Origin of the sequence: Saccharopolyspora sp. (assembly GCF_017434145.1) — a bacterium.
GTDB lineage: Bacteria > Actinomycetota > Actinomycetes > Mycobacteriales > Pseudonocardiaceae > Saccharopolyspora_C > Saccharopolyspora_C galaxeae.
This window is the reverse complement of record NZ_JAFRFW010000648.1, coordinates 1-2,887: the sequence shown is the minus strand read 5'-3', so window position 1 is coordinate 2,887 and position 2,887 is coordinate 1. Positions and strand designations below refer to the sequence as shown.

Annotated in this window: 5 protein-coding genes; 4 read left to right on the top strand and 1 reads right to left on the bottom strand. The window is 72.0% G+C overall.

Annotated features, from left to right (window positions below):
* The 3 genes from IJH84_RS17770 to IJH84_RS17760 all read left to right on the top strand — a co-directional run.
* On the top strand, positions 1–747 hold a 747-nt coding region (locus tag IJH84_RS17770; RefSeq protein ID WP_295146458.1), incomplete at its 5' end, for an amidohydrolase family protein.
* 109 nt (positions 748–856) lie between these two features.
* The gene (locus IJH84_RS17765; protein WP_295146457.1) at positions 857–1,042 is read left to right on the top strand and encodes a hypothetical protein; all 186 of its coding nucleotides are present in this window, start codon (positions 857–859) and stop codon (positions 1,040–1,042) included.
* 176 nt (positions 1,043–1,218) lie between these two features.
* Entirely contained in the window at positions 1,219–1,485 is a 267-nt protein-coding gene (locus IJH84_RS17760; RefSeq protein WP_200072564.1) for a hypothetical protein, read from the top strand.
* A gap of 11 nt (positions 1,486–1,496) precedes the next feature.
* Here the strand turns inward: IJH84_RS17760 and IJH84_RS17755 are convergent, their stop codons facing one another.
* Entirely contained in the window at positions 1,497–2,234 is a 738-nt protein-coding gene (locus IJH84_RS17755) for a LysR family transcriptional regulator substrate-binding protein (RefSeq protein WP_295146454.1), read from the bottom strand.
* 73 nt (positions 2,235–2,307) lie between these two features.
* Between IJH84_RS17755 and IJH84_RS17750 the strand changes: the two genes are divergently transcribed.
* Positions 2,308–2,709: a DUF5997 family protein gene (locus IJH84_RS17750; RefSeq protein ID WP_295146452.1), complete on the top strand. Its 402-nt coding sequence runs from the start codon at positions 2,308–2,310 to the stop codon at positions 2,707–2,709.
* Positions 2,710–2,887: the final 178 nt, after the last annotated feature.

Here is a 2,887-nt window from a genome sequence, read left to right as displayed (position 1 = left end):
GCCGTCGCCGAACAGGTCGCGGAACGCGGGGTGCCGGCCGCATGCCTGGCCGCCGAGGTGGAGCGGGAGATCCGCTCGCAGGCGGCGAACGCGATCGGGCTCAAAAGCGTCGTGGCCTACCGCTGCGGCTTGCGGATGCCGGATCGACGCCCGGGCTCCGGGCAGGTGGATTCGCGGGCCGCGGCGTGGTTGTCCGGACCGGACCGCAGGCTGCGGGATCCGGTGCTGCTGGCTTGGCTGGTGCACCTGGGCGCCTCGATCGGGGCCGAGCTGGGTTTGCCGTTGCAGCTGCACACCGGGTTCGGCGACCCGGACTTGCGGTTGCACGAGGCGGATCCGCTGCTGCTGACCGACTTCATTCGATCCACAGTGGATACTGGTCCGACGCTGGTGCTGCTGCACTGCTGGCCGTTTCACCGCAACGCCGCATACCTGGCGCACGCTTACCCGCACGTGCTGGTCGATCTCGGACTGACGATCCCGCACGTGGGTGCGCAGGCCGCCGCGGTGCTGGCCGAAACACTGGAAATCGCGCCGTGGCCCGCCGTCTGCTTCTCATCGGACGGGTTCGGACTGCCCGAGCTGCACCACCTCGGCGCGCTGCTGTGGCGCGAGCGGTTCGGGCGCCTGATCGACCGGTGGCTCGGCGAGGACGTGCTGGCCGCAACCGACGCGGAACGGCTCGTCCGCGGGATCGCCGGCGGCAACGCTGCCCGCGCCTACGGGCTCGGCGGGGAATGGCCGTGAGTTCGTCCACTGTGTCCTGAGAGTTCCGATCCGCATCGGTGACCACTACGGCAACGAGCTGGTCACCTTCCTGCACCGGCCCCGGCTCGACGTGGCCGACCCTGCCGAGTTGATCGCCGCGACCGAGGGCGTGACCGCGTCGTTCGTCCGCGAGTGGGTGCGCCGCACGATCGTCACCCAGCTGTCGGAAGGGGTGGCCGAGCCGGTCCTCGACGAAGCCCGCTTGCGCGCCACGCTCGAGGAGCTGACCCGGCAGGGCCACCGGCTCACCGGCCGCCTCCTCGGCGGCACCTGATTCGTCCGTTTAGGACGGAGCGGCTGCTCGGCGGTTTCCCCGCGAGTCGCGGGCGATCCGGGTGACGCCGCCGAGGACGAGCCGGGCGATCAGCGGGTTCGGAACCGGCGCCGAGATCGGGGGACCACGCCGATCGTGCCATGGTCGGCGGCCTCCGGGTTGTTCATGCTGCTCGCATGCGTCGCGTCGTTGCTGTTCACCCGGCCCTGGCCCGCCTGCGGGCGCTGACCGGGCGGCTGGTCGCCAACCTGCGCGAGTTCGGCGCCGTCCAAGCCGAGCTGCACGAGCGGCGGATGCTGGCCGAACAACCGTGGCGGGAGGAGCTGCTGCACTGGTGCCACGACGGCCGTCAGTGGCGGTTGCACGGCGACCGCATACCGGTGACCGCTGTGCGCTCCAGCAGCCGCAGCGGCTGGTGCCCGGTCCGGCATCGCGCCGGGTAGCGCGAGCCGAGTCAGCGGCGGCGAGGTTTGCCGCGCTTGCCGTTCGGCGCGCGAGGACCCGGCCGGGGCTTCGCGGCCGACTTGCGGGCGGCGGGCTTCTTGCCGTCGCGCTCGGTCTTCTTGCGCTTGGCCGGTGCCTGCTCGTGCTGGCGACCGCGGGTGCTGTTGACCGTGCGGCCGCGGACGATGCCGATGAACTGCTCCATCAGGTCGGTCGTCTCGTCCTCCAGCCAGGACAGCGCCACACCGGACTGCGGGACCTCGGCCAGCGGCCGATAGGTGAGGTCTTTGCGGTGGTGCAGCCGGGCGAGCGACTGCGGCACGACCAGCAGCCCGACACCGGCCGCCACCAGCTGGATCGCGTCCGCGGTCGTGGCCGGGCGCTCGATCGCGGGCCGTCCGGGTGGTTGCTCCCACTCGAGTGTGTCGTCGTGGGGATGCAGCAGGATCTCGTCCGCCAGGTCCGCAGGACCGACCTCGTCGGCTGCGGTCACCACGTGGTCCTTGGGTGTGACCACCACGGTCGTCTCGGTGTAGAGCGGGATCGCGTGCAGGCCGGTCTTGTCGATCGGCAGCCGCAGCAGGACCGCGTCGGCTTCGCGCTCGCGCACCATGCCGTCGGCGCCGGCAGCGGGGACCTGGACGAGGTGCAGCGGCACCCCAGGCACCCGTTCCTGCCACTTGCGCACCCACTTGTCGGGCGTCACGCCCGGAACGTAGGCGAGCGTGAAAGACGCGTCGGCTGCCACGCCGCCAGGCTACCGGCCGCAGTCTTCCGGGCGTCGGTGCCGGGGCCGGTCACCCGGCCGATACCCTGGGGGCATGACGTCGCGCAAGACCAGCCAGACGATGAAGCCCGCCACCGCCGCGAAGAAGCTCAGCGTCTACCTCGAAGCCACGCCCGCGGAGTTCCAGGAGGGCGTGGTCTCGCGCGACGAGCTCAACGCGCTGCAGGCCGACCCGCCCGAGTGGTTGCAGGAACTGCGCCGCGACGGCCCGCACCCGCGGCAGGTCGTGGCGGCGCGGCTGGGCGTTTCGATCGGTGCTCTCGCGCGGGGCGGGATCACCGAGCCGCTGACCACCGAGCAGATCAAGGCGTTGAAGGCGGAAATGCCGGAGTGGCTCGAGCACGAGCGCGCCACCCAGGCCGAGGTCCGCAAGGAAGCCGCCCGCCAGAAGGAGAAGGCCGCCCAGCAGGCGAACCCCGCGCAGCGTCGGCGCTAGCAGTCCTGAGCCGAGCTGATCCCGCGTTGCCGGGCGAAGCGCACTCGCCGCTCGCGGACCACATCGGACGGTCTTGATCAGCAAGCCGCGCGGGCATCAGTTCGCCGGTGCACCGGGGAGTTTCGCCTCCGACTCGCGCGGCGCACCGGACGCCGGGGCCGCGACCGGCTCCGCGGTG

Bases quoted from the DNA above. Each gene is read 5' to 3' on its own strand.
- IJH84_RS17760 (WP_200072564.1), top strand. From the start codon at position 1,219: ATGCGTCGCGTCGTTGCTGTTCACCCGGCCCTGGCCCGCCTGCGGGCG.
- IJH84_RS17750 (WP_295146452.1), top strand. From the start codon at position 2,308: ATGACGTCGCGCAAGACCAGCCAGACGATGAAGCCCGCCACCGCCGCG.